The organism is Hyphomonas pacifica (genome assembly GCF_000682675.1).
Lineage (GTDB): Bacteria > Pseudomonadota > Alphaproteobacteria > Caulobacterales > Hyphomonadaceae > Hyphomonas > Hyphomonas pacifica.
The window spans coordinates 23,312-49,806 of the sequence record NZ_AWFA01000034.1; the positions used below are offsets into that span (position 1 = coordinate 23,312).

Consider the following 26,495-nt stretch of genomic DNA (forward strand, 5'->3'; position numbering starts at 1 on the left):
CATCGGGACAGGCTCAAACACGGGTAGCACATAGATTCCAAGGCGCACCCATTTCCCTGAAACACACGACCTGCAACAGATAGTAACCACGCGTGATTTGCCGCCAGATTGGCACCCCTCTATCGAGGCGCAACAGAATAAAGGAACCTACCATGTCCCTCCCCTTCATTGATCTACAGACACAACGCAAACGCATTGAGGGGGAAATTAACACTGCAATTCAGAGTGTTGTGGAAAGCGGCCGGTATGTGCTCGGGCCAGAAGTCACCGAGCTTGAAAAACAACTGGCGGAGTGGTGCGGCGCATCGCACTCTGTCAGCTGCGCGAATGGCACCGACGCGCTCGCCCTGGCACTGATGGCGTGGGAACTGAAGCCCGGCGACGCCGTTTTCTGCCCCTCCTTCACCTTCGTTGCCACGGCGCAAGTCGTGCCATGGCTTGGCGCCGCACCGGTCTTTGTGGATATCCTGCCGGAAACCTACAACATGGACCCGGCCCATCTGCGCAAACAGATCGAAGCGGTGAAGACCGAAGGCAAGCTGACCCCGAAAGTCGTGATCGCTGTGGACCTGTTTGGCCAGCCGGCCAACTATCCCGAGATCAAGGCGATCTGTGACGAGTTCGGCCTGAAGCTGCTGGCTGACACAGCGCAGGGTTATGGCTCCACGCTGAATGGCAAACACCCGTCCGACTGGGCCGATATCGCAACGACCAGCTTCTTCCCGGCCAAACCGCTAGGCTGCTATGGCGATGGCGGCGCGATTATCACCAATGATGCGGCCCTAGCAGAACTTATCGAATCGCTGCGTGTCTATGGCAAGGTGACGCCTACTGATGCCGCAGAACGCAACTTCCATCATGACCCCAAATATCTGTCGCTACGCGTCGGTATGAATTCCCGTCTCGATACGATTCAGGCCGCCGTCCTGCTGGAGAAACTGAAGATCTTCGCCGATGAGATCGACAAGCGGCAGGTGGTGGCAGACCGCTATGCCGAGGGCCTCAAGGGCCACGTAAAGCGCGTACCGACTGTCATTGAGGGCGGTCGGAGCGTCTGGGCGCAATATGTCATCGAACATGAGAACCGAGACGGTCTGCAGGCGCACCTCTCCAGCCAGGGCGTCCCAACGGCCGTCTACTATCCCGTGCCAATCCACGAACAGGATTTTTGCGCCGCCTACAAACCGCCTGCGGGCACCCTGCCCGTCACCGAGGCTGCCAGCAAGCACGTCATCGCTCTGCCGATGCACCCCTATCTGGAAGAAGCAGATCAGGCGACAATCATCGACGCCGTGCGCGCATTTAACGGGTAAGCCCCCTAGGGCTTCCAGCCCTTTCTCAAGAGTATCCGCAGCTCGACTACAGGGTAACGCGCACTTCGCGCGTTGCCTTTTGCTGCCTGTCATGTTACCCGCCATACAAACGTATAAAGGATTATTGATATGGCTAAAAGCTATCACGTAGCCGATATTTCCCTCGCCGATTATGGCCGCAAGGAAATTGCCATTGCCGAGACGGAAATGCCGGGCCTGATGGCCGCACGCGAAGAGTACGGCCCTTCGCAGCCTCTCAAGGGCGCGAAGATCGCCGGTTCGCTGCACATGACCATCCAGACCGCAGTTCTGATCCAGACGCTGGAAGCCCTCGGCGCAGACGTTCAGTGGGTCTCCTGCAACATCTACTCGACCCAGGACCACGCCGCTGCCGCAATCGCCGACAATGGCACGCCGGTCTGGGCCTATAAGGGTGAAACCCTGACCGAGTATTGGGACTACACAGACCGCCTGTTCCACTGGCATGACGGCACCGGCCCGAACCTGATCCTGGATGATGGCGGCGATGCCTCGCTCTACCTCGTTCTCGGAGAGAAGGCTGAAGCCGACCCTTCCATTCTGGACAACCCGAAATCGGAAGAAGAAACTGCGCTCTACGCACAGATCAAGAAGCGCATCCAGGAATCCCCAGGCTGGTTCGCCAAGACAAAGGCCGGTATAAAAGGCGTGTCTGAAGAAACGACGACCGGTGTGAACCGCCTCTACCAGATGGAAAAGCGCGGCGAGCTGCCCTTCCCAGCCATTAACGTCAACGACTCGGTCACAAAATCCAAATTCGACAACAAGTATGGCTGCAAGGAATCCCTAGTCGATGCGATCCGTCGCGGCACGGACGTCATGATGGCCGGCAAGAAGGCTTTCGTTGCAGGCTATGGCGATGTCGGCAAAGGCTCTGCAGCCTCGCTGTCTGGTTCCGGTGCCCGCGTATCTGTCTCAGAAGTTGATCCGATCTGCGCCCTGCAGGCCGCTATGGATGGCTTCGAAGTGATAACAATGGATGACGCCGCGCCGAAATTCGACATCTTCGTCACGGCGACCGGCAACAAAGACATCATTACCGTCGACCATATGCGCGCAATGAAAGACATGGCAATCGTCTGCAATATCGGCCATTTCGACAACGAAATTCAGGTCGAAGGCCTGCGCAATTTCGAATGGACGAATATCAAGCCGCAAGTTGACATGATCACCTTCCCGGATGGCAAGCGCATCATTCTTCTCTCGGAAGGCCGCCTGGTGAACCTTGGCAATGCGACAGGCCACCCATCTTTCGTGATGTCAGCCTCCTTCACCAATCAGACGCTAGCACAGATTGAGCTGCATACGCGCGGCGATCAGTATGAGAACAAGGTCTACACCTTGCCGAAGCATCTGGATGAGAAAGTAGCCATGCTGCACCTCAACAAGCTGGGAGTTCAGCTGACTGAACTGTCCGGCGAACAAGCCGACTATATCGGAGTCGACCAGACTGGCCCGTTCAAGCCAGAGCATTATCGCTACTAGAAGGCAGGGCCCGACTTTTGGCACGCGAACATATCCTCACCCTCTCCTGCCCCGACCGGGTTGGCCTTGTGGCCAGCCTGGCCAAACTTATGGAACGACATGGGTGCTTTATTGCGTCCTCGCGGACTTTCGGCGACCCTGAAAGCAGCCACTTCTTTGCGCGTCTGGTGTTCCATGCCCCTGATGAGTCCACCCCGGATGGCCTTGAGGCCGAACTCCACAACCTGGGTGACGAACTTCAGGCGGATTGGGCAATTCATTCGAGTGATAAGAGAATCAAGGCGCTTCTTCTGGTCTCAAAATCAGACCATTGCGCCAACACGCTGTTATACGGGGCGCGGCGCAGGGAATTGCCGATTGACGTTGTGGGCATCGTCTCCAACAACGAAACGCTGAGAGACAATTTCGCGCACTGGAACCTGCCTTGGTTCCATGTTCCGGTAACTAAGGATACGAAGCCGGAGGCCGAAGCCCGGCTTTTCGAAATCATCAATGAGACTGGTGCAGAGCTTGTCGTCCTGGCCCGCTATATGCAGGTCCTCAGCGATGAAGCATGCCGCCGCCTGGAAGGCCGATGCATCAACATCCACCATTCCTTCCTGCCAGGGTTCAAAGGCGCGAAGCCTTATCATCAAGCCCATGCACGTGGCGTGAAAGTGATCGGCGCGACGGCACATTACGTCACAGGTGATCTGGACGAGGGCCCGATCATTGCTCAGGTTACGGAAGTCATCGACCATACTTATAGCCCTGCCGACATGATCGAGACAGGGCGCCACCTTGAGGGCAATGCCCTGCTGCGCGCCGTCAAGGCACATGCGGAGCACCGCATATTTGTAAATTCCGGCAGAACGGTCGTTTTCGCCAGGTAAAAATAATAAGTACAAAGAAAGTCAGCACTCATGAAACTTTCCAGCCACGAATTTACCAGCGAGAGCGTCTCCGAAGGCCACCCGGATAAAGTATCCGATCAGATTTCGGATGCAATCGTGGATCTGTTCCTATCGCGGGACCCCAGCGCCAAAGTTGCCGTTGAAACCCTGACAACTACAAACCGCGTTGTTCTGGCTGGCGAAGTGCGCACCAACAATGGCACCGATATTTCACATGAGGAAATGGAACAGGTCGCCCGCGATGTGGTCAAACGCATTGGCTACGAACAAGACGGGTTTCACTGGAAAAACATGAGCATAGAGAACTATGTTCACGGACAGTCCGCAGAAATCGCCCAAGGCGTTGAAGAGGGCCAGGGCCTATACGGGGAAGAAGGCGCAGGCGACCAAGGCATCATGTTCGGCTATGCGACGAACGAAACACCAGAGCTGATGCCGGCCACACTTGTCTACTCGCACCAGATCCTGCAGCGTCTTGCAGAACTGCGCCATGACGGCACCCACCCGGAACTGGAACCTGATGCAAAAAGTCAAGTCACGCTACAATATGAAGGCTCTCAGCCCGTAGGCGTCAACGCGCTTGTTGTGTCCCACCAACACAAGGATAGCGCCTCTCTGGAGCAACTGCGCGAGATTATCCGCCCTGTGATCAAGGAAATTTTACCCGAAGGCTGGTTCCCGGAAGAAAACAAATTCTACGTGAACCCGACAGGTCGCTTTGTAATTGGTGGACCGGATGGCGATGCAGGCCTCACAGGCCGCAAGATCATTGTCGACACTTATGGCGGCGCAGCCCCCCATGGCGGCGGCGCCTTTTCCGGCAAAGACCCTTCCAAAGTTGACCGGTCTGCCGCTTATGCCACGCGCTATCTGGCAAAGAACATTGTTGCGGCTGGCCTCGCCGACCGCTGCACGATCCAGGTCAGCTATGCAATTGGAGTTGCACAACCTCTGTCAATTTATGTCGATACCCATGGTACGGGCAATGCGGACGAAAACCGCATCGCCCAAGCCCTGCGTGATCTGTTCGATCTTTCCCCTAAGGGCATCCGCACGCACCTCAAGCTGAACCAGCCGATTTACGGCCCGTCTGCTGCCTATGGCCATTTCGGGCGGACACCAACAGAGAATGGCGGCTTCAGCTGGGAGAAGACGGATCTCGTGAGCGAGTTGTCGCGCTTGGTGAACTAAACCCCGCAACCTAGAACGTCGTCATGATTTCTTTTACGGATGCCACGATTTTGCCATGGCATTCTATTTTCACCTGTTCTGGCATTGGTGCACTTTTTTGCTGATACGCCGCTGTTCCGGGAACAGAGGGCCCGCCCGGCGACAGGAACAGACGCAAGACGCCTTCCTCAGCAGACACGACCGGGCTGAGCATCCATGACTGATCGTCGGCAACACGCACAAGAACGTGTAGCTTTGCCGGTCGACCACCTGCCCCCGGCATACGGTTTACCCAAGCCGAGACATCTGTAACCTCCGGACACGGCGCAGAGGCATCAGATACCGCGGAGCAGGATACGAGCATGACGGACGTCACCAAGGACAAGGCGGCGCACACGGGCCTCACCATGGCCTCGACAGACGCAACCATAGCGCCCCCTGCTCTTGCGCCCCGTCGATATGGTTCGGCGAGGTAGACATTACCGCAGCCGCCTCCCCAGACCAGAAATTTATCAGCCCAAATGCATAGCGCGTTTCGAAATCCACCTGTCGACCACTGGGGCTAAGATCGGCATTGATATAATCACGCAGCAGATCGCCATTCAGATCCACTCCTATGGGTGCATTAAGGCGGAGAGAGCCCGTCTCCGCTCGCCGAGGTTGCGCCATGACAAAGTGCAGCCGTCCCTGCCCGACAAGACGGCTAACACCCAGAGACCAACGACTGGTCCAGACGCCTTGCGCATCAAGTCCCGGCAGTTCAACGCTTGCCAATTCGAACCCGGAGGAAATGGTCCAGGCTTCACCTGTCAGCATTGCACCTTCCATGGAGTAAGCCGTCATCCTGGTCTGATCTTCTTCACCAAAGCGCCGCTGAAGCGAGCCGCCAAGCGACGTTTCTTCATCCTTCACGAAGGAGGCCCCGGCCCGGATAGACCACGTATGGGCATCTCGTCCAACCATGAAACCGGATTGGGAACGCCCCTCCTGTTCCGCCGAAAAGATGTCCATCACAAGATCATCCCCGAACACGTGGCTGTATTTTGCCCAGGTTCCCGAGGTAGAAAACGCGTTGCCCATACCGGGTTCGTTCAGCAAGGAGATATCTGGCGCGAGGTGGGTGAGAGACCCGCCCTTGCCCAGCTCTACCTGGCTTTCCCCAAAACTGTAGCGCATCTGGAACGTGTATTGCGGGTCTTCCTGATACGGTGCCGTCGGATCATCCCAGACGCGAGCCTGTGTCCAGTTCAGGCTGACATTCCCCGCCCGAACCGAGCGGCTTTCGCCATTGGCCCAGTCCGCTCGTGCACCGAAATCCGTCAGACGCGACCCAAGAGCATCCTTTGGAATGCGCGCCGTAATGGCACTGGCATTCACACGAAAGCCTCGCTCATATTTGTCCTGGAAAGTGAGCCCGTCAAAGGCCCCGGAATTGGAGGCCCAATCCCCAAACGCTCCACCACTTGGTGCGAAGACCTCGGCCAGGCTGACTCTCTCAATCCCAAAATCAAGGTTCTGCTGCCCTTGCGGCTTGAAGGCCTCTTCAAGATTTAGCAGGCCGACACCGGAGACATCATCGACCCCCTCCCCTGCAATCTCACCCGTAATAGGATCAGGAGAAGTTTCGACATAGTCTGTAGCCGTATCAAGAAGGATCTGGAGCGCCACTTCAGGTTTCGACCTAAAATTGGGAAACGCATCCAGCAACAAGGCGAGCGAACCAGCAACATAGGGAGCAGCAAAGGATGTGCCGGAGATTCGATAATAGTCGCCCTCATCATCCGTATCATTGCAATTGTCTGTAACCTCCTGCGAACAGCTAGGAGAATCCGGAAAAATGACATCATCATCAAGTCCGGTGGAGATGACATCTTCACCTGGGGCGAGGATATAATAACGCTTTGCCGAAGCCCCTGCGCGATTGGAGAAATCGGACATCCGACCAGAAGGGTCTACAGAGCCTACCGCAACCACCCGGCCCTGTGAAGAAGCCTGGCCTGCTATATAGGCCGGCTCTGTCGGCGTGCTTCCAACAGCATCTGTCGGGTTGCCATTCTCATCTGTGCCAGCTGGTTCGGCTTCATTGCCGGCCGAGATAACGACGAGGACACCTGCGGCCACTGCAGCACGCACAGCATTCTCCAAAGTCGGATCATTATCAACTTCCCCGCCCAGGGACATGTTGATGATGCTCGCTCCCCGATCAACAGCGTACTGAATAGCACGCGCTAGATCTCCATCAGAGAAGACACAGTCTTCATCTTCGCCACTACGCCCGCAACTGCCCGGTGAATCCGCACGAATTCCGAGTATTGAGGATTCATAGGCTGCACCTTGAATTCCATTGGAAATATTATCATCCGCACTCGATCGGTAATCATCTTGTCGGCGCGCGGCGATCACACCACTTACAAGCGTGCCATGTCCCTCCGCATCAACATCACCAGGCTGGCGCGTGATCGTGGTACGGTTGCCATTGTTGTCAAAGCCCCGGCAGGCCGTATCGGCACAAACATCATACATGCCAACAACAGCGCCTTGGAGATCAGGATGGTCTGACAGAACACCCGTATCAATTACGGCGATCGTAATGTCCTTGCCTGTTGCGCCAATGGCGTAGGCAGAGGAAGCCCCGATGAGCGGCAAACCAATGGTCGCATTGTATTCACGTGTCTCAAATGCGGACGGGTTCGCAATCTGCTCCGGGAATGGATTTGATGTCGGCGGGAGCGGTGGTGGTGGTGGAGGGGGCGGCAACGGGGTAACGGCAGCACTGGAACCGCCACCTCCTCCCCCTGCACATGCGGTCAGCGCAAATACCGAAACACCCAGCATTACAGCTGTGCACAGTGAACGGGAGCGATGCTTGCGAGGTGTCTCAAAAATGGGCAGATACATGCATGTTTCCTGTCTCATCGGCACTGTTTCTACACGTGCCTTATCTCTGGAAACTATAACTCCACAACAAAGATCAAGTAGTGGCAATTATTTAGAGCAGCATATCACGAAAACTCCACCCGCTCCTGAGAGAAGTAGAAAAGAGACCGTATCTCATCATCAATCGCGTCGCCGCGTACTTCCAGCAAGCGATGCATTGCATGTTTTCGGTCCTTAAGAGCATGTTCGAAATCAGCCTCGATGAGGTGATCCACGCCTGTGCGAACCATCGCATCCCGTACTTCCATATACAGGGTCAAAGACCCGCCGAGGAACATGGATTCATATGCAATCTTGCTGGCAATCTTGTCGTGTATATCGGTGTACTGGAACTGTCGCTCCATAACGGATTTGCGCTTGCAGATAAAATCAATCTCGTGCCGATACTCAGGGTGACGCATATAATAATTTTTCAGTGCAGTCATCTCCGTATCGATCCGTTCCTGCACCTCTTCAGGTAACGCTTCGCTCAAAATAATGATGATATCGATATCAGAACCTTTAACCATCTCCCCTGTCGCCATGTGCTCACGTGGTTCATTATGGGCAAGATAGTACGCCAGGTCTCCGGCGATGAAGGCACATAGCTGGCTGCGGATTTCGCGTCCCAACGTGACGAATACCTGCTTCATGACCGACTGCGCGACAGACAGTTTCTCACGGCTGATTTCACGGTGCATGTTTGAGAGGGTTCCCTGCCGTTCAATCATCTTATCCCGCTGGCCTGGCAGGCCAAACAAAGTGAAGGAGAGGAAATCCCGCAAGATGGAAGGACTTAGCCGGACCTGGTCCTCGCGCCGAATATCAAAGCGCAGATAATAGCTGGCAAAGTGGGAGACATGCAGCTTCCGGCTCTGATAGCAGGCTTGCCAAAGAGCCAGTTGAGGGACATCGCGCATATCTTCAGCCAGTTCCTTGCCGAGACGCGGCCCTTTCTCCAACAGAGTGGCTTCAATACGTGCCTCGATGTGCTTCAGATCATATTTAGGCAATCGTTTATCCCCTTACTGACCATATTTACGCGCACGACTATCTGCCCAACAGGCTGAGGAGATAATCCTGATACTCGTTCTGAAACTCATCAGCCAGTGCACGTAAATCGTCCGCCTCAATCAGCTCTTTACGCCACGCTACTTCTTCGAGACAGGCGATTTTCAATCCTTGGCGCTTCTCCACCGTTTGAACAAACTGCGAGGCCTCCAGCATACTGTCGAAAGTTCCGGCATCCAGCCAGGTTGTGCCCCTTTGCAAACGCACAACAGATAATTGGCCACGCTTGAAATAGGCCTCATTCACACTTGTGATTTCCAGCTCTCCTCGGGCGGATGGCTTAACCTTTTCAGCTACCTCCACAACATCAGGCCCATAGAAATAGAGCCCGGGAACAGCCCAATCACTTCGGGGCTGGCGGGGCTTTTCTTCCAGAGACAAGGGACGCCCCTCATCATCCAGCTCCACGATGCCAAAACGTTCGGGATCCTTTACCTTATAGGCCAAAACCGCAGCGCCCTCTGTCAGCTTTGCCAGATCCTGCAATTGACCGGATAGACCTGCGCCATAGAAAATATTGTCCCCCAGCGCCAGGGCGCAGGGCTGGCCATCAATGAAATCTCGTCCGATCAAGAAAGCCTCTGCCAGTCCGTTCGGTTTATCCTGAACCGCATAGGAAATGTGAACGCCCCATTTGGAGCCGTCACCCAAAAGGCCTTGATAAGCCCCCCGATGCTCTGGATTGCAGATGATCAGAATTTCCTTGATCCCGGCCAGCATCAGCGTGGAGACCGGATAATAAATCAACGGCTTATCATAGATCGCCAACAGATGTTTCGAGATACCGCGAGTAACAGGATAGAGGCGGCTGCCCGCGCCCCCCGCAAGAATGATGCCTTTCATGACGCTTTCATCTCCTCCGTCAAGATCTGGACGGTTTCATCGAGGCCCTCTTCCCAGTCTGGCAATTCAACCCCAAACACGCGTGTCGTGTCAGACATGTCCAAACGGGCGTTCAATGGCCGGCATGCCGGAGTGGGATAATCTTTGGTCGGAATGGCTCTGACCTGAGCAACAGGGCCACCGTGACTTAGGCTTGACTGATATATCAGTTCCGCCATGGTCGCACGGTCTGTTTCCCCGGCACCGGCCAGGTGATAGACGCCCCAGGCATTATGTCCGGATACAGACACCCGCTCAGCAATTTGTAGTAGCCCACGCGCTAGGGCTGGCGCGTGTGTCGGACAACCATACTGATCATTCACGACAGACACCTCTTTGCGCGTTTCAGCCAAGCGCAGCATGGTGGTAACAAAATTGCTGCCATAGTGGGAAAAGATCCACGAAACCCGCACGATCAGAGACCGGGCAGCAGTGGCACGCACGGCAAGTTCACCGTCAAGCTTGCTCTGTCCATACACACAAAGCGGTCGGACGGCATCCTGGGGCGTATAGGGCGAGGTCTTTTCCCCGTCAAATACACAATCTGTAGACAAATGAATAAGGGGAATCCCCCGCGTATCACACAACCGGGCCAGGGTTTCAGGACCAGATACATTTAAGGCCCGACATAGCTCTGGTTCCGTCTCCGCTTTGTCAACAGCTGTGTAGGCCCCGGCATTTATGACCAGTTTGGGCAGATGCCGGTCGAGCGCAGCTCCCAGCGCCTTCGTATCCTGCAGGTCGGCTTCGGCATGACCCGCGCAGTGCACATCCGCACCGCCCTCCTGTGCGAGAGCTTGCGCGAGCTGTCCGGATTTTCCGATAACCAGATACCGCGCCATTATGCCTTCCCCAGCCGCTCACCGACATAGACACTTTGCTGGACAGGCTTCCACCAGCCTTCATTGCCGAGATACCAATCAATTGTTTCCGTAAGGCCGGTCTCAAAATCCCTGGATGGAGCCCAGCCCAGAGAGCTGCTGATCTTGCTTGCATCAATCGCATAGCGGAAATCATGTCCGGGCCGATCCGTAACGAACTCGATCAGGCGCTTGTGGGGGGCACCCTCAGGGCGACGATCATCCATGATCTCGCAAATCGTGTTCACGATATCAATATTTGTTCGCTCTGCACCGCCACCGACACAATAGGTCTCTCCCGGTACACCATTCTGCGCCATCATCAAAAGCGCGCGGGCATGGTCTTCAGCATGTAACCAATCACGCACATTCACGCCGCGGCCATAGACAGGCAGCTTTTCACCCGCAAGACATTTCAGAATCATCAGAGGGATGAGCTTTTCGGGAAACTGTCGCGGCCCATAATTGTTTGAGCAATTCGAAACGATAACAGGTAATCCGAATGTATGAAACCAGGCGCGCGCCAGATGGTCTGATCCCGCCTTGCTGGCCGAATAGGGAGATGATGGAGCATACGGCGTGGTCTCGCAAAATGCACCCTCCTCCCCTAAAGATCCGAAGACTTCGTCTGTGGAGATATGAATGAAGCGGAAGGCCCGTTTGTCCTCACCAGGCAACCTGGCGTGAAATGCCCGGGCGCCCTCCAGCATGGAATATGTACCAGAAACATTTGTGGCAATAAACGCGCCCGGCCCATCAATTGACCGGTCCACATGCGTTTCTGCGGCCAAATGAAAGATCGCCTTGGGGGCTGCGTCCCAAACAAGCTCTTTCATACGATCCGCACGGGTGATGTCTTCGACAACCAGCTCCACTCGGCCAGCCTTTTCCAAGTCTCCCAGCGAAGCCCGGTTCCCGGCATAGGTCAGCTTGTCGATGACGACGATCTTGTCATCACTTGCTTCTGCCAAATGGTGGCAAAGCGCCGACCCAATGAATCCTGCGCCGCCTGTGACGAGCCAGGTCATAATGTGCCACCTACAAGCTCTGGCACCTCTACCAACTCAGCCAGGCGCGGCAACACCTTATCCTTGTCCGACAAAATGCGCCGAGCGGGATCTACAGGCCAATCTATACCAATGTCCGGATCGTCATGCGCAATACCCCGCTCGTGGATTGGCGCATAGTAAGCATCCGTCTTGTAGGCAACTTCGCATGTTTCTTCGAGGGTACAGAAGGCATGCGCAAAACCGCGCGGAATATAGAGTTGCGCCCCGTTTGCCGCGCTCAGCTCCACAGACGTCGCCCTGCCGAAGCGCGGTGATCCTTTGCGGATATCTACAGCGACATCCAGAATACGTCCCTTCAGGCACCGCACCAGTTTTGCCTGCGCGTTGGGCGTAATCTGGAAATGAAAGCCGCGTATAGTTCCCTTCTCAGCGGACCAGGAGTGATTGTCCTGCACAAAGGGCTCTGTGATGCCAGCCTCAGCAAAGACATCCGCCCGAAATGTTTCGGCAAACCAGCCACGATCATCTCCAAATCGCTTTGGTTGCACGTGAATTACTTCTGGCAGGACGCCGTCCGGTTTGAAATCAAATGGCATGAAGGCCCGTCCGTCACAGGTGTTGCAAGTCCCGGCCTATAGCATGAACCGGTCTGACAGCAATTATTGCTACTCCACAGTTACGGACTTGGCCAGATTTCGCGGCTGATCAACATCTGTGCCTTTGGCAACCGCCACATGGTAGGCCAGCAGCTGTAGTGGAATGGCTGCCAGAATCGGCAGGCTGATATCATCGCCTTCTGGCATCAAAATGATATGGTCTGCGCGGTTTCCGGCCATCTGAATGCCCGCCTCATCAGAGATCAGGATGACGCGCGCCCCGCGCGCGCGGATTTCCTCGACATTGGAGATTGTCTTCTCGAACAGCTCATCCTTGGGCGCCACGACGACAACGGGTAGATCTTTTTCAATCAGCGCGATCGGTCCGTGTTTCAGCTCGCCTGCCGCATAGCCTTCGGCATGGATATAGGACACTTCCTTCAGCTTCAGGGCGCCTTCCATTGCAAGTGGATAGTAACGTCCGCGGCCTAAGAATAGGACATCCTTGCTCTGTGTCAGGGTCTGCGCAATCTCGCGAATCTGATCCTGAGACTTGAGGGCTTCAGTTATCTTGCGAGGCAGGGCCAACAGCGTCTTCACGGCATTGGCCTCATCCCCCGGCAGAAGATGGCCACGCACCTTGGCGGCACTGAGGGCCAGAACGGCCAGCACAGAGAGCTGAGCCGTAAAGGCCTTGGTGGAGGCAACCCCGATTTCAGGGCCCGCATGCGTCGGCACAATGGCCTCGGCTTCCCGGGCGATCGAGCTTTCCGGCACATTCACCACAGCGACAGCCTGTGTCCCGTTCTGACGGCAATACCGCAACGCGGCCAATGTATCTGCCGTCTCGCCCGACTGGCTGACGAACATGGCAGGGCCCGTCTGGGGCAGAACCGGCTCACGATAACGGAACTCGGACGCAATGTCGGTCTCGAAAGCAAGACGCGCTTTCTGCTCAAACCAGTATTTCGCTGTATGGGCGGCATAATAAGCCGTGCCGCAGGCGATCGCGACCGCACGGTCCGCCTTGGTGAACATCTTGTGGGCAACATCATCCAGATTCAGCGTCTGGGCCGCCTGGTCGATATAGGGAAGGATTGACCGCGCAAGGGATTCCGGTTGCTCGTGAATCTCTTTCAGCATGAAATGGTCATACTCTCCACGCTCGATCAGAGCATCATTGACAGCAGATTTCACACAAGGCCGGTTAACGCGCTCGCCTTCAGAATTGCGGATGTCTGTTGTCTCCCGTGTCAGGATCACCCAATCCCCCTCTTCCAGATAGGTGACATCACGGGTCAACGGTGCCAGAGCGATGGCGTCGGAGCCAAGATACATCTCTCCATTCCCATAACCCAGCACAAGTGGGCTGCCTTTGCGGGCACCAATCAACAGGTCCGGATCATCGGAAAAGATCGCCGCAATCGCGAAAGCGCCGGACAGCTCTTTCAGCGCCGCTTCAAACGCATCTACTGTGTCCATGCCGTCATCCATATTCTGGGCAATCAGCTGGGCGATAACTTCACTATCTGTTTCAGATTCGAACTGGCGCCCCTTGGCCTGAAGGCGCTCACGCAGCTCCCGAAAATTCTCGATGATGCCATTATGCACAATCGCGACATTTCCAGACATGTGCGGGTGGGCATTCACCTCATTCGGCTGGCCATGGGTTGCCCAGCGTGTATGGGCGATACCGGTCAGCCCCTCCAGAGGCTCGTCCGCAATGGCGGCCTGCAGGTTGATGATTTTGCCCTTGGCCCGGCGGCGCTCCAGGCGGCCATGGTCAACAACGGCCACGCCGGCACTGTCATAACCCCGGTACTCAAGCCGTCTCAATCCGTCCAACAGACGCGAAGGAACCGGCTCTTTACCAGCGATCGCAACAATTCCGCACATACTCTACCTCCATGAATCACCGGCACAGATAGACCCGCAGAATCGGGCAGACTAATGACACTTTATGTATGATTACAACAATGCGCGCCGACGTGCCCAAAGTGGCGTCAATCTTGCAGAGTTTAGCAGGTCTGAACCGTGAAGTTATCAAGACAACTTAGATTGCCGCCCACAAAGCCTTTTATACGCTAGCAAAAAACAGTACCTGACCAGCGCACGCCGCAAGGAAGAAAGACGTTTTGACCACGACACTTACCCACCTCGACCGCCTTGAAGCAGAAAGCCTGCACATCATGCGGGAAGTTGCTGCCGAATGTGAAAATCCGGTGATGCTCTATTCTGTCGGCAAAGATTCAGCCGTCATGCTGCATTTGGCGATGAAAGCTTTCTATCCCTCACGGCCTCCCTTCCCGCTGATGCATGTCGATACGACATGGAAATTTCGCGAGATGATCGAGTTCCGTGATCGCAAGGCAAAGGAAATGGGCTTTGACCTGTTGGTCCACATCAATGAAGAAGGTGTGCGCCATGGTGTAGGCCCGTTCAGCCATGGCTCTGCGGTCCATACCGATGTGATGAAGACCCAGGCCCTGAAGCAGGCACTCGACAAGTACAAATTCGATGCCGCCTTTGGCGGGGCCCGCCGCGACGAGGAAAAATCCCGTGCCAAGGAACGCATCTTCTCGTTCCGCTCGGCTGAACATCGCTGGGACCCGAAACGCCAGCGGCCAGAGCCATGGAACGTCTACAACACCCGCATCAATCAGGGCGAAAGCGTCCGCGTCTTCCCGCTGTCCAACTGGACCGAGCTCGACATCTGGCAGTACATCCGCCGCGAGAATATCGAGATTGTTCCGCTCTATTTCGCTGCGCCGCGCCCGGTTGTGAACTGGAACGGCGTCGACATCATGGTTGATGATGACCGGATGCCCGAAGACCTGGCCAAGACCGCTGTCACCAAATCCGTCCGCTTCCGCACGCTCGGCTGCTACCCCCTGACCGGCGCGGTCGAGAGCACGGCTGACACGCTGGAGGCGATCATCCAGGAAATGCTGCTGACGACGACATCCGAACGTCAGGGGCGCGTCATTGATGTGGACCAGTCCGCATCAATGGAGAAGAAAAAGCAGGAGGGCTATTTCTAATGCGCCTCAATGACGACCTCATCGCCACCGACATTGCCGCCTATCTGGAAAAGCATGAGCACAAATCCCTTTTGCGCTTCATCACCTGTGGCTCAGTTGATGACGGCAAATCCACGCTGATTGGCCGCCTGCTGTACGATTCCAAGATGATCTTCGAGGATCAGTTGGCATCGCTGGAAAGCGACTCCAAGAAAGTCGGCACACAAGGCGAGAATATTGACTTCGCCCTGCTTGTGGACGGCCTCGCAGCAGAACGCGAACAAGGCATCACGATTGATGTTGCCTATCGCTTCTTCGCCACCGACAAACGCAAATTCATTGTGGCCGACACACCCGGACACGAGCAATATACCCGCAATATGGCGACTGGCGCATCAACGGCCGATGTCGCCATTCTGATGGTCGACGCGCGCAAGGGCATCCTGACCCAGACGCGCCGCCACAGCTTCATCACCACCCTGCTAGGCATCCGCAAGCTTGTCGTGGCCGTCAACAAGATGGACCTCGTTGGTTATAGCGAGCAGGTCTACGAAGACATTATCGAAGACTTCTATGCATTCGCCGATGAGCTGGCGACGGATCTGGAGATCCAGCCCATTCCGATGTCAGCTCTGGAAGGCGTGAACATCACCAGTCGCTCGAATGAGACAGACTGGTATGAAGGCCCCAGCCTGATGGAATATCTGGAAACCGTTCCGGTTGGTGACAAACGTCTGAACGCGCCTTTCCGCATGCCTGTGCAATGGGTAAACCGCCCAAATCTCGATTTCCGCGGCTTTTCCGGCCAGATCACGGCCGGCACGATCAAAACGGGCGACCGGGTGAAATCCATGCCATCCGGCAAGCAGTCCACCATCGACCGGATCGTGACCGCCACCGGCGACCTTGAACAAGGCATTGCGGGGCAATCTGTTACGCTGACTCTGGCAGATGAAATCGACTGCTCGCGCGGCGATGTGATCGTCTCGGCTGATGACCCGACCGAAGTATCGGATCAGTTCCAGGCACGTATCCTTTGGATGAGCGAGTCTCCGCTGCTGCCGGGCCGCCGCTATCTTCTGAAGATCGGCTCCAAGACCGTGACTGCGACCGTGAACGCCCCGAAATACGGGATCGATGTCAACACACTGTCCGATGTGCCTGCCAAGACACTTGAACTCAACCAGATCGGCGTGACCACGCTGTCTCTGGATCAGGCCATTCCGTATGATCCCTATGATGTAAACCGCGAGATGGGCGGCTTCATTCTGATTGACCGGATGACGAATGATACGGTCGGCCTCGGCCTGATCGACTTTGCCCTGCGCCGCGCCTCCAATATTCACTGGCAGGCCATGGACATGGACCGCGCAACTCTGGCTGAACAAAAAGGCCAGAAACCGGCTGTGTTGTGGTTCACCGGCCTATCCGGCTCCGGCAAGTCCACCATCGCCAACGCTCTGCAGAAGCTGCTGTTTGCTCAAGGCAAGCACACTTTCACGCTGGATGGCGATAATGTGCGTCACGGCCTGAACCGTGACCTTGGCTTCACCGATGCAGACCGTGTGGAAAACATTCGCCGCGTGGCAAATGTGGCGCGCCTCATGACCGATGCTGGCTTGATCACGCTCGTTTCCTTCATCTCCCCCTTCCGGTCAGAGCGCCAGATGGCGCGGAATCTGATGGCCGAAGGCGAGTTCATCGAAGTCTATGTCGACACGCCTATTGAAGTGGCGGAAAAACGCGACGTCAAAGGTCTTTACAAAAAGGCCCGCGCTGGCGAGATCAAGAACTTCACCGGCATCGACAGCCCGTATGAACCACCGAAGGATCCGGAAATTACGATTGATACAGTCAATCATACCGCCGAAGAGGCCGCCCAGAGCATTATGGACTACCTCAAGGAAAAGGGTATGCTGGACATCTGATCCAGCTCTGACCTCACATCGATCTGCTGCATTGAGCCCTTCCCCGACGTAGCGGGTCGATCTGCTTCCCCCGACGCTGTAAATCTCTTTCAGACAAGAATTTGAGGGAGAGACAGAAATGGCAAAAGGCGACATGCCTGTGGTGGTTGGCGTTGGACAAAGCCTAAGCCAGTGGGACGGAACTCAAGGCGCTGCTGACGCCCCATCCCCCCTCTCCCTGATGGTCGACGCTTCTAAAGCCGCACTGGCAGACAGTGGCGTCGCAGACCTTGCTAGAGCCATCAATACGATCGCGGTTGTCCGCATCTTTGAGGACTCTGTTGGTGGCGCACCCCATCCTCATGGACACAACACGAATTTGCCAGGCACGCTCGCGCGCGACATAGGCGCAGCGCCACAGACGCTGATCTATGAGACCGTTGGTGGCCAGAGTCCCCAGGCGCTGGTCAATGAAATGGCCGCGAAGATCCATGCGGGCGATATCGACTGCGCCCTCATTTCGGGGTCCGAAGCAAACCGCGCCTCCAAAGGGGCCCGCCGCAATGGTGTCGAGATTAACTGGGCCGATGATGCAGACGCAAACTATGAAGATCGCGGGCTCGGCCCGATGATGCTATCACGCGAAGAGATCAAGCACGGCATTGTGGCGCCAGCCTATTTCTATGCCCTGTTTGAAAATGCCATTGCCGCCCGTGAAGGCGAAAGCCGCAGCCAGCATCGCACCTCAATGGCAAAGCTGTTCCAGCCCTTCACGAAGGTTGCCGCTGGAAACCCCTATTCTCAGTTCCCTGATGAACACTCCGTCGAATTTCTTTCCACACCGTCCAAAGCGAACTACGAATATGCAGACCCGTTCCTGAAATGGTTCATTGCGCAGGACGCGGTGAACCAGGGCGCCGCGGCCATCCTGATGAGCGAGTCAAAGGCAGATGCACTGGGCATTCCAGCAGACAAACGCGTCTACATCCATGGCGCAGGCGAAGCGGCGGATGACCTGATTTCTCTCCGCCCACGCCTCGACGGATCATGGGCCATGGAGAAAGCCATCAGCCGCGCATTGCACCAAGCGAATAAGACAACCGCAGACATCAAGCATTTCGACCTTTATTCCTGTTTCCCTTGCGCAGTGTTCTCTTCCACAGCAGCCCTTGGCATTGACTGGAAGAACGATCTGCGGCCGCTGACCCTGACGGGCGGCCTGCCCTTCTTTGGTGGACCGGGAAACAATTACTCCCTGCACGGCATTGCGGAGATGGCGAAAACCCTGCGCGAAGATACCGACAGCTACGGTCTTGTGCTGGCTAATGGCGGCTGGATGACCAAGGAAGCCGTTGGCATATATTCCATGCAGAAGCCGATCCACTTCATCCCCGCCGAGCCCTATGCAACGCCGACCGAGCAAGTTGAACTCTGCAAGGAAGATTGCGAAGGCACGCTGGAAACCTTCACGGTGACGCATGGCAAGGAAGGCCCGAACAAGGGCATCGCCTTCATTCGGCTGGAAGATAGCCGCCGCGCGCTGGCCAATGCCTCCCCTGCTGCGCTGGGCGTCCTTCGGGAGGATGCCTCCCCTGTTGGCCGCAAGGTGAGTGTGAAGGTCGAAGGTGAAAAGGGTATTTTCGACTTCGCCTGATGCGAGCTAGAGCAGAATAGGCGCGAGCACAAAAGGCAAGATGCACAGGCCAAGCGCCACCCAGCGCGTCTTGCCCATAGCCCGCCATCCGTCCCGTATGCCCCGACGCCAGCCAGGACTTGCCCGCTCACTCTTGACGATCCGTAGGCTGTAGATTGCCACGCCAGTCAGGGACAATCCTGTCATGGCAAGGCCGAAGATGAACCAGATGGTCTTGGTCCAATAGCCAGCAAATGTTCCGAAATGCAGCGGATCTGCCGCCTCGGATATCCGCTGGTGCAGGTTCAAGCTACGCGGATCAATGCCGCCCAGTACGGTGCCTGTTGCGCCATCCACCCAGACGGAATCCACCCGCGGCCTTACCAATATGGCGCGTCCCGTATGCCCCTGCACCATGAAGGCTGGGTATTTTTCGCGGGGCCAGATGATGGCCTTCACCTGAAACTCCGGCATGTCTCGTTGAGCCGCAGCAATACCCTTGTCGAGGGCACCCGCCAGGTCCTCTGTAGTCTGCGCACTACCTGCCGGCTGAATCTGAGGACGATCTGGAAGAGGTGCCCCCCCGCCCCAGACTTCAATGAGATACCAAAAGCCCGTGCCAATCAGCAGAAGAATGAACCACATGGACCAAAGCCCGGCCAACCGGTGCACATCGCCCACCATGGCGCGCAGGGTTCGTCCTTTCGGCCAGCGCAGGAAACCGCGCCACCAATTCTTGTAGACAACAAAGGATGTGACGAGGGAAACAAGCAACAGGACTGCGGCCATGGCCACAATGGAAACGCCCCACTTGACGGGCAACATCAAATGGCGATGCGTATTGCGCAGGAAACGCTGAAAGCCCAGCCAGCCACCCGTACCAGTGACATTCCCCGTACCAGGGTGCACGTAGACATGATGTGGCGTCGCCTTGCCTGGAGAGTTCACCACAACGTCAATCGCGGCGGCCTTGTTGATGGGGGCATCAATCCTGATAATCTCCGCCTCAGGATCAAATGCCATGACGGCCGCACTGACGCTTCCCCAGCTGACGGGCTGGGTCACCTCACCCGGACTCACCCACATGGCAGGCCGCGATAGCCAGTCAAGTTCGTAGGAAAAGACGGCGAGCGTTCCCGTCAGGAACACAAAAGACAGAAACAAAGAGACCTGCAGGCCCGCCCATTGGTGTATCTTCCACCAGAGGCGGGCCTTGGGTTTCTTTCGTCGGCGTGGGCCTGTTACCATTTACGGGTGACTTCAAGGAACACAGAGCGCGGATCACCTGGGAAGTGCCCAGTCCGGTCAATAAAGCCGCTGGACGCATAGGTCTCATCGAACAGATTGTCGACACGCAACAGGGCTTTCCAGTCCTCAATCTCGTAGATGATCGAGGCATCAAACACCATGTAAGGGCGCACTTTCTGCCCGCTGCGGCTGACGCGCACATCAACATAGTCGCCACCAAAGGCAAAAGCCGTGTTCCAAGCGGGCACCTGATATCGTGTCCAGAAACCCAGCGTATTCTCAGGTGCATTCGGGAATTTGTCGCCGACATTGGCATCGATACTGGTCAGGCCGTTCGACTTCGTAATGCGCGCATCATTATAGGCATAGGACACGGTGCCCACCCAGTTCTCTGTAATGTCAGCCGTGATGTCCGCTTCGAAGCCATCGCTGGTCACTTCACCAAAGGCCAGCAGGTCATCCACGTCATCTGCATCCACATCCCCGCGCGGGTCAGCCTGCAAGACATTGTTTTTGACGATGCGATAGATGGAGGCAGATGACTGAACCCGGCCATTCATCAACTCGGTCTTGATGCCCCCTTCGACGATCTCGCCTTCGGTCGGCTCAAACGGCCCGCCTGCCAGCGGCGTCTGGGCACTTATGTCCTGAGGCTCAAAGCTGCTCGCCCATTGGCCAAACAGGGAAACATCCTCCCGCACGCGATAGACCAGCCCTGCACGCCAGGTCACGGCGTCATCTTCATAGCCGTCACCCCCGACACGATCTTCATCCTCGAATGTGTCATGACGCACGCCGACGACGGCAACCACAGGCCCCAAGGTTGCTTCATTGAGGGCATAGAAGCCGTAACGTGTCTGCACCGAATCCGTAACACGTGCCGGAAGGTCATTATATGTGGACGGATCCGTCTCGCCATAGGTCGGGTTTTCCAGGCTGAGAGGAGATGGCAAACCGGAAGTTACGTTTTTCTTCCCGCGAATGGTCATCCCTGAGAAATAGGAATCATTGCGATACCAGTCCGCGCCGACCAGCACACGATTGTCGATTGCCCCGAACTGGCGAGACCAGACGGCATTAGTGCCCATGGAGACACCTTCATTGCGGCGCTTCTGATCACGGAATTCGCGAATGGACATGTCCACCTCACCATCGCCATTCGAATCAAACAGGCCGCGCGGCTCATGATACTGCTGCCGCTCGGTGCCATCCATGTAGCGGATACCTGCATCCAGAGTGAGGCCCTCCATTGGCTCGGCATACAATTTTGCCTGGAGAACATTTGAGGCAAGGTCGAGGAAGTCCGTCGGCTCGTTATGATTCCAGCGGCGGTCCGCAATGAAGTTCCCCAAATCATCCGTAGGCACACCGCGCAGACGGTTACCGTTCAGCTTCTGCTCATAGCGTGTGGCCTGCACCACCAGATCCGCCAGGCCGAGATCAAAGCTGATACCCGCATCATAAATGTCTGTCTCAGAGCCGGTATTCCAACGCGGCCCGTGCTGGTCTTCATAGAAAACGCCCAGCCGACCGGCCGTACCATCCATGGGCAACGCACCCGTCACTTCAAAAGATGCGCCCTTGCGCCCTTCCGTGCCGTAGACGGCTGAAACATTCGCCGCAAAGTCCCTGCTCGGCGTCTTGGTGATATAATTGAACAGGCCGCCCGGTGCACCGGCACCATACAACATGCCTGCCGGGCCCTTCAGGAACTCGACGCGTCCCACATTGAACAGCTGGGGCACGGAGAACCCGGCATAGGGATCACCGCGCAATCCGTCGAAAAAGTTCTCTTCCTGGCGAAAACCGCGCGCTGTCACGCCAGCATAGCTGTACACGGTCACACCTGAAATGTTGCGATAGAGATCCTGCGCATCCCGCGCGCCCTGGTCTTCAATCAGCTGGGAATTGATTACTGTGATCGCCTGCGTGGACAGGAGCGGCTCAGTCGGCAGCTTACCCGAACTTGTCTCCTGCACGCGGTAAAGCTCTTGCGCCCGGGAAGTCACGATCACTGTGTCCTGGCGCAGCTCTTTCCCCTCGTCCTGCTCTACAATTTGCGCCTGTGAAACCAGAGCAGAAGCGGCAGCACCGGCAAGAACTAGGCCGAGGCGCGGAACGGATAGTCGCTGAATCATGATGCTTCCCAGTGTTCGATAGATGGATCAGCGCCCGCCTACCAGCTCTGAGAATAATTCGCAATAACCCTGCGAATGATTTTCACATTCATCATGTATCGCGCCCGATGCCTGTGCTTGAGCAAAGGCTGCGAAGCAGTGCTTGCCCCTCCCCGTGACATGCCGCAATCTGGAGGCATGACGAGACATTTTCACCGGATAGGCGTGATCGGCGGCGGCGCATGGGGCACAGCAATTGCCCAGATGCTGACCCGTGACACACAGGACGTAATGATCTGGTGCCGCGAAGAAGAGGTCGCGGACGCGATCAATGCGCGGCATGAGAATACCGTTTTCCTGCCCGGTGTACCACTGAACCCATCTCTAAAGGCCACCAGCGACCTGACTGAACTGCACCTGATGGATGCGCTGTTCTCCGTTGCCCCGGCTCAACATACCCGCGCAACCCTGCGCACCCTGAAAGGCCATATTCGCTGTGACACGCCAGTCGTGCTCTGTTCCAAGGGGATTGAGCTGTCGAGCGCGGAATTCATGACGCAGGTTCTGGCGGATGAATTGCCGGAGGCCATTCCGGCAGTGATGTCAGGCCCTAGCTTTGCGATTGATGTGGCGCGCGGCCTGCCTACAGCTGTGACCTTCGCCATTGAGGATGAAAGCCTCGGGACGGATCTGATCGCAGCGATATCCACACCCACCTTCCGCCCATATCTGGCGCATGATCTACTAGGGGCCGAGATTGGCGGCGCGGTGAAGAATGTGCTGGCCATTGCCTGCGGTATCGCGCTCGGCAAGGGCCTCGGTCGATCCGCTCATGCTGCCCTCATCGCACGCGGCAGCGCGGAGATGACCCGGCTGGCCCTCGCACTCGGTGCAGACCGGGAGACAATGGCTGGCCTCTCCGGGCTCGGCGACCTTGTGCTCACCTGCTCCTCGGAGACGAGCCGCAATATGAGCTGCGGTATGGCGCTCGGCAAAGGTGAAACGCTGGAAGCCATTCTCGGCGCGCGCAACGCGGTAACCGAGGGGGTCGCCACTGCGCCTGTCCTGAAAAAGCTCGCCGCCAGCAAGAATGTCGACATGCCCATTTGCGATGCGGTGGCCGATGTGATCCAAGGCGCGATCAATGTGGATGAAGCCATTCATCGCCTGTTGATGCGTCCTAACCGGGCTGAGAGTGTCATGGCCTGATCATGCTCGAAGCCGATGTCGTGGTAATCGGTGCGGGGGTGGTTGGTCTAGCCTGTGCTGCCGAACTCGCCCGACGCGGACGCGATGTCGTCGTCCTCGAACAGGCACGGGCCATCGGAACTGGCATTTCGTCTCGCAACAGCGAAGTTATCCATGCTGGCCTCTATTACCCCACCGGCTCGCTGAAGCACACATTGTGCGTAGAAGGACGATACCGGCTCTATGAGTGGCTGGAAAGCCGAAATGTCGCCCATCGCAAATGCGGCAAGCTGGTTGTCGCAACCAGTGAAGAAGACCTCCCTGTCCTGTCAGCTATAGAGATGCAGGCCAAGGCCAATGGCGTGGAGGACATAGTCCATCTCACGCGCCAGAGCGCGACTGCACTTGAGCCATCCCTAACCTGCAAGGCAGCGCTTCACTCGGCAGAAACAGGTATTCTGGATACGCATGGTTACATGTTGTCCCTGCAAGGCGCACTGGAAGACCATGGCGGCATCATCGCCTTTGGCTCGCCCGTCTCAGGCGGCAGACTCTTGTCGGATGGGCACATAGCTCTCTCCTTGGGAGGAACTGATCCACAGACGCTGCGAGCGAGCACAATCATAAATGCGGCGGGGCTCTACGCCGTGCCGCTTGCTCGCGCCATTGAAGGTTTCCCACCAGAGGCCCTGCCCGAAATGATCCTGGCCAAAGGCAGCTATTTCAGCTGCCAAGTCCCACCTGCTTTTGAGCGCCTGATCTATCCGGTGCCGATAGATGGCGGCCTCGGTGTGCACCTGACGCTGGATCTTGGGGGCCAGATGCGGTTCGGGCCGGACGTCGAATGGCTGGATCAGAATGATCCCTGCACGGTTGATTACAGTGTGGCGCCAGATCGCGCGACTTCATTTTATTCAGCAATCCGCAAATACTGGCCGGGCCTGCCTGATGATAGTCTCACGCCTGCTTATTCCGGCTGCCGCCCCAAACTCTCCCATACAGGCGAGCCCACAGCAGATTTCCGCATAGACGGCCCGGCGCAACATGGCTTGCCCGGCCTGATCAATCTATTCGGGATCGAATCTCCCGGCCTGACCGCCAGCCTGGCAATTGCCGATCACGCTTCCGATATGACTGAAGCCTGAAATCACGAGTGGTCTCAGGCAAGTTCGAAGTGTGAGCGCACGGTTGGGTTCTCGTCAGGGCAACGTACTGTCCCCGCCTTGATCAGAGCAATCATATGCCCCAGCACAGACATGGCGGCCGCAGGATGCAGGCGCGTATCAACATCCGCATACATTACTTTCACCATCTCAGGGATCGCGGTCTCACCAAAACGCAGCTGCTCCAGAATGGCAGCCTCACGGGCTCGTCGGTGACTGGCATATTCTGTGATGAACGTATCGACAAAGGCCTGCCCTTTCACCGGGCTGCCATGGGTCGGCCAGAGCGTTTCGAACTTCATGGCCTGTATCTTGTCCAGGCTGTTCATATAATCTGCCATGTCCCCGTCCGGCGGCGCGACAACTGTCGTCGACCAGCCCATGATATGGTCACCGGAGAAACAGGCATTCTCCTCACGAAGACCAAAACAAAGATGATTGCAGGTATGGCCCGGTGTCTCAATCACATCCAGGGTCCAGCCCGGTCCGGAAATCACGTCACCGTCGCCAACTTTCACATCAGGCATAAAGCCCAGATCGTCCGCACTGCCGAGTTCGCCCTTGGCGGTCGGGATACCGCAATTCTTCGCATAGGTCTTGCAGGCCGCCCATTCGGCCAGCGGGTGCGCCAGCGGGGAATGGTCTGAATGGCCATGGCTGACCAGAACATGCGTAACCGTTTCGCCTTCGAGGACTTTTTTCAGGACTTCGAAATGTTCGGCGTCCTCAGGCCCCGGGTCAAGCACGGCCACCTCTCCATGCCCGATAATATAGACGCCTGTGCCGACATAGGTGAACGGGCCCGGATTATTGGCAATGACACGCCGTATCAGAGGGGAGACCTGCTCCACCACACCATACTCAAATTCGATCTCGCGGACGTAAGGTATGGCCATGGGCGTCTAAATCTCTTGCAGCGTCATCATAACGTGCCGGAGGAATCAACGCTTCTTCGGTGCAAAGGCGACGGCAAAGGCCTGCGCCATACGGCGCGTTGCGCGGAGCTTGGAGCCAAGCTTCAGGGCCACAGGCGGGCCCATATCCGTCTTGTTTGCATCGACGATGTAGATTCGTCCGGTTGTCCGATCACGTAAGACGTCTACGCCACCCCAGTCCAGACCGATTTCGGCAGCAAAGCGCTCAATGACCTCAATTTCGTCGGCCGTATAGCAATTACGAGGCTCATCGAGCAAAACTTCGACATTCTCGTTCAGGAAGCGACGCTCCAGCGGCCGACGCTTGCGGAACACGACGACCGGCGAGCCATTCACTATGCAACACCGCAGATCCTCGACCAGTCCACCATCAATCTCATTGTCAACAAGGCGCTGATAGGTCTTGCCAGGCAAAGGTGCATCAAGCGGGCCTTCCAGGATGCGGCCATCATGCGCGGCGTTGAGCTCGGATTTTTCGACCATGCGACCGGCATGGGTTGTCGGGTCGACGCTCAGCGAATAACCGGACGCGCGCTCGAAAGCAGCAGCGACGGTGGACTTTGAGATGTCATCGCAGCTGAAATTCACCAGGATGGCACCGTCTCTTACGGGAGGCGTGGAATTGTCCGTTTCGGTAGAATCGTCAAACTGCATGACAATGTCCGCCGTGGCGACATCATCAATCAGCTTGGCGCCGGAGACATGCATCACCGGCCAAATGAAATACCAAGGCCGCGGCTTGTCAGGATAGAAGGCAATCGTAGGGCGCTTATGCCCGGTAAGGCGCCGCCAAGTGCGCCAGGTTTGCGCAAAGAAGTAGAAGCAAAACCAGGTAAAGACGTCATGCAGTAAGGAAAATGTCAGAGGGATGCGATGCCCCGTCTTTTTTACAAGCACGGCCCGATCGTCATACTTGAAATCGGTGATCCACAGACGATCGCTCATCTTAATCCACTCCTGTTGCGCCAAAGGCGTTACACCCGCGCTCTCCCGCAATTCGCTTGGCACGGTGCCGAACACCTGACAACACTCTTAATGCGGCAACAGTG

Annotated in this window: 21 protein-coding genes; 9 read left to right on the forward strand and 12 right to left on the reverse strand. The window is 56.6% G+C overall.

Annotated elements, in window-relative coordinates; all coding sequences use genetic code 11:
* Window positions 1–152: 152 nt before the first annotated feature.
* The 4 genes from HY2_RS10925 to metK all read left to right on the forward strand — a co-directional run bounded on the left by HY2_RS10925 (window position 153) and on the right by metK (window position 4,921).
* Window positions 153–1,313 carry a DegT/DnrJ/EryC1/StrS family aminotransferase gene (locus tag HY2_RS10925; RefSeq protein WP_034827517.1) on the forward strand — a complete coding sequence of 387 codons (1,161 nt, stop codon included), beginning with the start codon at window positions 153–155 and terminating at the stop codon, window positions 1,311–1,313.
* Between the two features lie 129 nt (window positions 1,314–1,442).
* Complete coding sequence (gene ahcY, locus HY2_RS10930) at window positions 1,443–2,837, forward strand: adenosylhomocysteinase (RefSeq protein ID WP_034827519.1); 1,395 nt, start codon at window positions 1,443–1,445, stop codon at window positions 2,835–2,837.
* Window positions 2,838–2,854: 17 nt separating this feature from the next.
* Window positions 2,855–3,709, forward strand: a complete 855-nt coding sequence (gene purU / locus HY2_RS10935) for a formyltetrahydrofolate deformylase (RefSeq protein ID WP_034827521.1) — start codon at window positions 2,855–2,857, stop codon at window positions 3,707–3,709.
* 30 nt (window positions 3,710–3,739) lie between these two features.
* Entirely contained in the window at window positions 3,740–4,921 is a 1,182-nt protein-coding gene (gene metK, locus HY2_RS10940; protein ID WP_034827523.1) for a methionine adenosyltransferase, read from the forward strand.
* Window positions 4,922–4,931: 10 nt separating this feature from the next.
* Here metK and HY2_RS10945 read toward each other — a convergent pair whose 3' ends face one another.
* From HY2_RS10945 to glmS, 8 genes are all read right to left on the reverse strand, one after another.
* Complete coding sequence (locus HY2_RS10945; RefSeq protein ID WP_034827525.1) at window positions 4,932–5,330, reverse strand: hypothetical protein; 399 nt, start codon at window positions 5,328–5,330, stop codon at window positions 4,932–4,934.
* The gene (locus tag HY2_RS10950) at window positions 5,303–7,798 is read right to left on the reverse strand and encodes a S8 family peptidase (protein WP_034827527.1); all 2,496 of its coding nucleotides are present in this window, start codon (window positions 7,796–7,798) and stop codon (window positions 5,303–5,305) included. The genes HY2_RS10945 and HY2_RS10950 overlap by 28 nt, the downstream gene beginning before the upstream one ends.
* A 104-nt stretch (window positions 7,799–7,902) precedes the next feature.
* Window positions 7,903–8,829 (reverse strand): nucleotidyltransferase domain-containing protein, encoded by a 927-nt coding sequence (locus tag HY2_RS10955; RefSeq protein ID WP_034827529.1) that lies wholly within the window; start codon window positions 8,827–8,829, stop codon window positions 7,903–7,905.
* Window positions 8,830–8,866: 37 nt separating this feature from the next.
* On the reverse strand, window positions 8,867–9,730 hold the full coding sequence (gene rfbA / locus HY2_RS10960; protein WP_034827531.1) for a glucose-1-phosphate thymidylyltransferase RfbA: 864 nt from the start codon (window positions 9,728–9,730) through the stop codon (window positions 8,867–8,869).
* A complete protein-coding gene (gene rfbD / locus HY2_RS10965; protein ID WP_034827532.1) occupies window positions 9,727–10,611 on the reverse strand; it encodes a dTDP-4-dehydrorhamnose reductase in 885 nt (294 codons plus the stop codon). Before rfbD ends, rfbA begins: the two co-directional genes overlap by 4 nt.
* Window positions 10,611–11,657 (reverse strand): dTDP-glucose 4,6-dehydratase, encoded by a 1,047-nt coding sequence (gene rfbB, locus HY2_RS10970; protein WP_034827534.1) that lies wholly within the window; start codon window positions 11,655–11,657, stop codon window positions 10,611–10,613. The genes rfbD and rfbB overlap by 1 nt, the downstream gene beginning before the upstream one ends.
* Window positions 11,654–12,235, reverse strand: coding sequence for a dTDP-4-dehydrorhamnose 3,5-epimerase (gene rfbC, locus HY2_RS10975; RefSeq protein ID WP_034827536.1), 582 nt, complete (start codon window positions 12,233–12,235; stop codon window positions 11,654–11,656). Before rfbC ends, rfbB begins: the two co-directional genes overlap by 4 nt.
* A 69-nt stretch (window positions 12,236–12,304) precedes the next feature.
* Window positions 12,305–14,131, reverse strand: coding sequence for a glutamine--fructose-6-phosphate transaminase (isomerizing) (gene glmS / locus HY2_RS10980; RefSeq protein WP_034827538.1), 1,827 nt, complete (start codon window positions 14,129–14,131; stop codon window positions 12,305–12,307).
* Between the two features lie 239 nt (window positions 14,132–14,370).
* On the opposite strand from glmS, the gene cysD reads away from it, so the two are divergent.
* The 3 genes from cysD (at window position 14,371) to HY2_RS10995 (ending at window position 18,816) form a co-directional block, all read left to right on the forward strand.
* The gene (gene cysD / locus HY2_RS10985) at window positions 14,371–15,276 is read left to right on the forward strand and encodes a sulfate adenylyltransferase subunit CysD (RefSeq protein WP_034827540.1); all 906 of its coding nucleotides are present in this window, start codon (window positions 14,371–14,373) and stop codon (window positions 15,274–15,276) included.
* Window positions 15,276–17,183 (forward strand): sulfate adenylyltransferase subunit CysN, encoded by a 1,908-nt coding sequence (gene cysN, locus HY2_RS10990; protein ID WP_034827542.1) that lies wholly within the window; start codon window positions 15,276–15,278, stop codon window positions 17,181–17,183. The genes cysD and cysN overlap by 1 nt, the downstream gene beginning before the upstream one ends.
* A gap of 118 nt (window positions 17,184–17,301) precedes the next feature.
* A complete protein-coding gene (locus tag HY2_RS10995) occupies window positions 17,302–18,816 on the forward strand; it encodes an acetyl-CoA acetyltransferase (protein WP_034827544.1) in 1,515 nt (504 codons plus the stop codon).
* Window positions 18,817–18,822: 6 nt separating this feature from the next.
* Here the strand turns inward: HY2_RS10995 and HY2_RS11000 are convergent, their stop codons facing one another.
* Together HY2_RS11000 and HY2_RS11005 are read right to left on the reverse strand one after the other, a co-directional pair.
* Complete coding sequence (locus HY2_RS11000) at window positions 18,823–20,043, reverse strand: PepSY-associated TM helix domain-containing protein (RefSeq protein ID WP_034827546.1); 1,221 nt, start codon at window positions 20,041–20,043, stop codon at window positions 18,823–18,825.
* The gene (locus tag HY2_RS11005; RefSeq protein WP_034827548.1) at window positions 20,037–22,181 is read right to left on the reverse strand and encodes a TonB-dependent siderophore receptor; all 2,145 of its coding nucleotides are present in this window, start codon (window positions 22,179–22,181) and stop codon (window positions 20,037–20,039) included. The genes HY2_RS11000 and HY2_RS11005 overlap by 7 nt, the downstream gene beginning before the upstream one ends.
* Before the next feature lie 177 nt (window positions 22,182–22,358).
* Between HY2_RS11005 and HY2_RS11010 the strand changes: the two genes are divergently transcribed.
* Together HY2_RS11010 and HY2_RS11015 are read left to right on the forward strand one after the other, a co-directional pair.
* A complete protein-coding gene (locus HY2_RS11010; protein WP_034827776.1) occupies window positions 22,359–23,369 on the forward strand; it encodes an NAD(P)H-dependent glycerol-3-phosphate dehydrogenase in 1,011 nt (336 codons plus the stop codon).
* A gap of 2 nt (window positions 23,370–23,371) precedes the next feature.
* Complete coding sequence (locus tag HY2_RS11015) at window positions 23,372–24,493, forward strand: NAD(P)/FAD-dependent oxidoreductase (RefSeq protein ID WP_034827550.1); 1,122 nt, start codon at window positions 23,372–23,374, stop codon at window positions 24,491–24,493.
* A 14-nt stretch (window positions 24,494–24,507) separates the two neighbouring features.
* On the opposite strand, the gene HY2_RS11020 is transcribed toward HY2_RS11015, so the two are convergent.
* Together HY2_RS11020 and HY2_RS11025 are read right to left on the reverse strand one after the other, a co-directional pair.
* Entirely contained in the window at window positions 24,508–25,407 is a 900-nt protein-coding gene (locus HY2_RS11020) for an MBL fold metallo-hydrolase (RefSeq protein WP_034827553.1), read from the reverse strand.
* 45 nt (window positions 25,408–25,452) lie between these two features.
* Window positions 25,453–26,391, reverse strand: coding sequence for an ATP-grasp domain-containing protein (locus tag HY2_RS11025; RefSeq protein ID WP_034827555.1), 939 nt, complete (start codon window positions 26,389–26,391; stop codon window positions 25,453–25,455).
* Window positions 26,392–26,495: the final 104 nt, after the last annotated feature.

Excerpts from the sequence above, each read along its gene's own strand:
- HY2_RS11015 (WP_034827550.1), top strand. The coding sequence starts at position 23,372 with ATGCTCGAAGCCGATGTCGTGGTAATCGGTGCGGGGGTGGTTGGTCTA.
- HY2_RS11005 (WP_034827548.1), bottom strand. The coding sequence starts at position 22,181 with ATGATTCAGCGACTATCCGTTCCGCGCCTCGGCCTAGTTCTTGCCGGT.
- rfbA (WP_034827531.1), bottom strand. The coding sequence starts at position 9,730 with ATGAAAGGCATCATTCTTGCGGGGGGCGCGGGCAGCCGCCTCTATCCT.
- HY2_RS10950 (WP_034827527.1), bottom strand. The coding sequence starts at position 7,798 with ATGTATCTGCCCATTTTTGAGACACCTCGCAAGCATCGCTCCCGTTCA.
- rfbB (WP_034827534.1), bottom strand. The coding sequence starts at position 11,657 with ATGACCTGGCTCGTCACAGGCGGCGCAGGATTCATTGGGTCGGCGCTT.
- HY2_RS10995 (WP_034827544.1), top strand. The coding sequence starts at position 17,302 with ATGGCAAAAGGCGACATGCCTGTGGTGGTTGGCGTTGGACAAAGCCTA.
- metK (WP_034827523.1), top strand. The coding sequence starts at position 3,740 with ATGAAACTTTCCAGCCACGAATTTACCAGCGAGAGCGTCTCCGAAGGC.
- HY2_RS11020 (WP_034827553.1), bottom strand. The coding sequence starts at position 25,407 with ATGGCCATACCTTACGTCCGCGAGATCGAATTTGAGTATGGTGTGGTG.
- HY2_RS11025 (WP_034827555.1), bottom strand. The coding sequence starts at position 26,391 with ATGAGCGATCGTCTGTGGATCACCGATTTCAAGTATGACGATCGGGCC.
- HY2_RS11000 (WP_034827546.1), bottom strand. The coding sequence starts at position 20,043 with ATGGTAACAGGCCCACGCCGACGAAAGAAACCCAAGGCCCGCCTCTGG.
- cysN (WP_034827542.1), top strand. The coding sequence starts at position 15,276 with ATGCGCCTCAATGACGACCTCATCGCCACCGACATTGCCGCCTATCTG.
- ahcY (WP_034827519.1), top strand. The coding sequence starts at position 1,443 with ATGGCTAAAAGCTATCACGTAGCCGATATTTCCCTCGCCGATTATGGC.
- rfbD (WP_034827532.1), bottom strand. The coding sequence starts at position 10,611 with ATGGCGCGGTATCTGGTTATCGGAAAATCCGGACAGCTCGCGCAAGCT.
- HY2_RS10945 (WP_034827525.1), bottom strand. The coding sequence starts at position 5,330 with ATGGTTGCGTCTGTCGAGGCCATGGTGAGGCCCGTGTGCGCCGCCTTG.
- glmS (WP_034827538.1), bottom strand. The coding sequence starts at position 14,131 with ATGTGCGGAATTGTTGCGATCGCTGGTAAAGAGCCGGTTCCTTCGCGT.
- rfbC (WP_034827536.1), bottom strand. The coding sequence starts at position 12,235 with ATGCCATTTGATTTCAAACCGGACGGCGTCCTGCCAGAAGTAATTCAC.
- HY2_RS10925 (WP_034827517.1), top strand. The coding sequence starts at position 153 with ATGTCCCTCCCCTTCATTGATCTACAGACACAACGCAAACGCATTGAG.
- HY2_RS11010 (WP_034827776.1), top strand. The coding sequence starts at position 22,359 with ATGACGAGACATTTTCACCGGATAGGCGTGATCGGCGGCGGCGCATGG.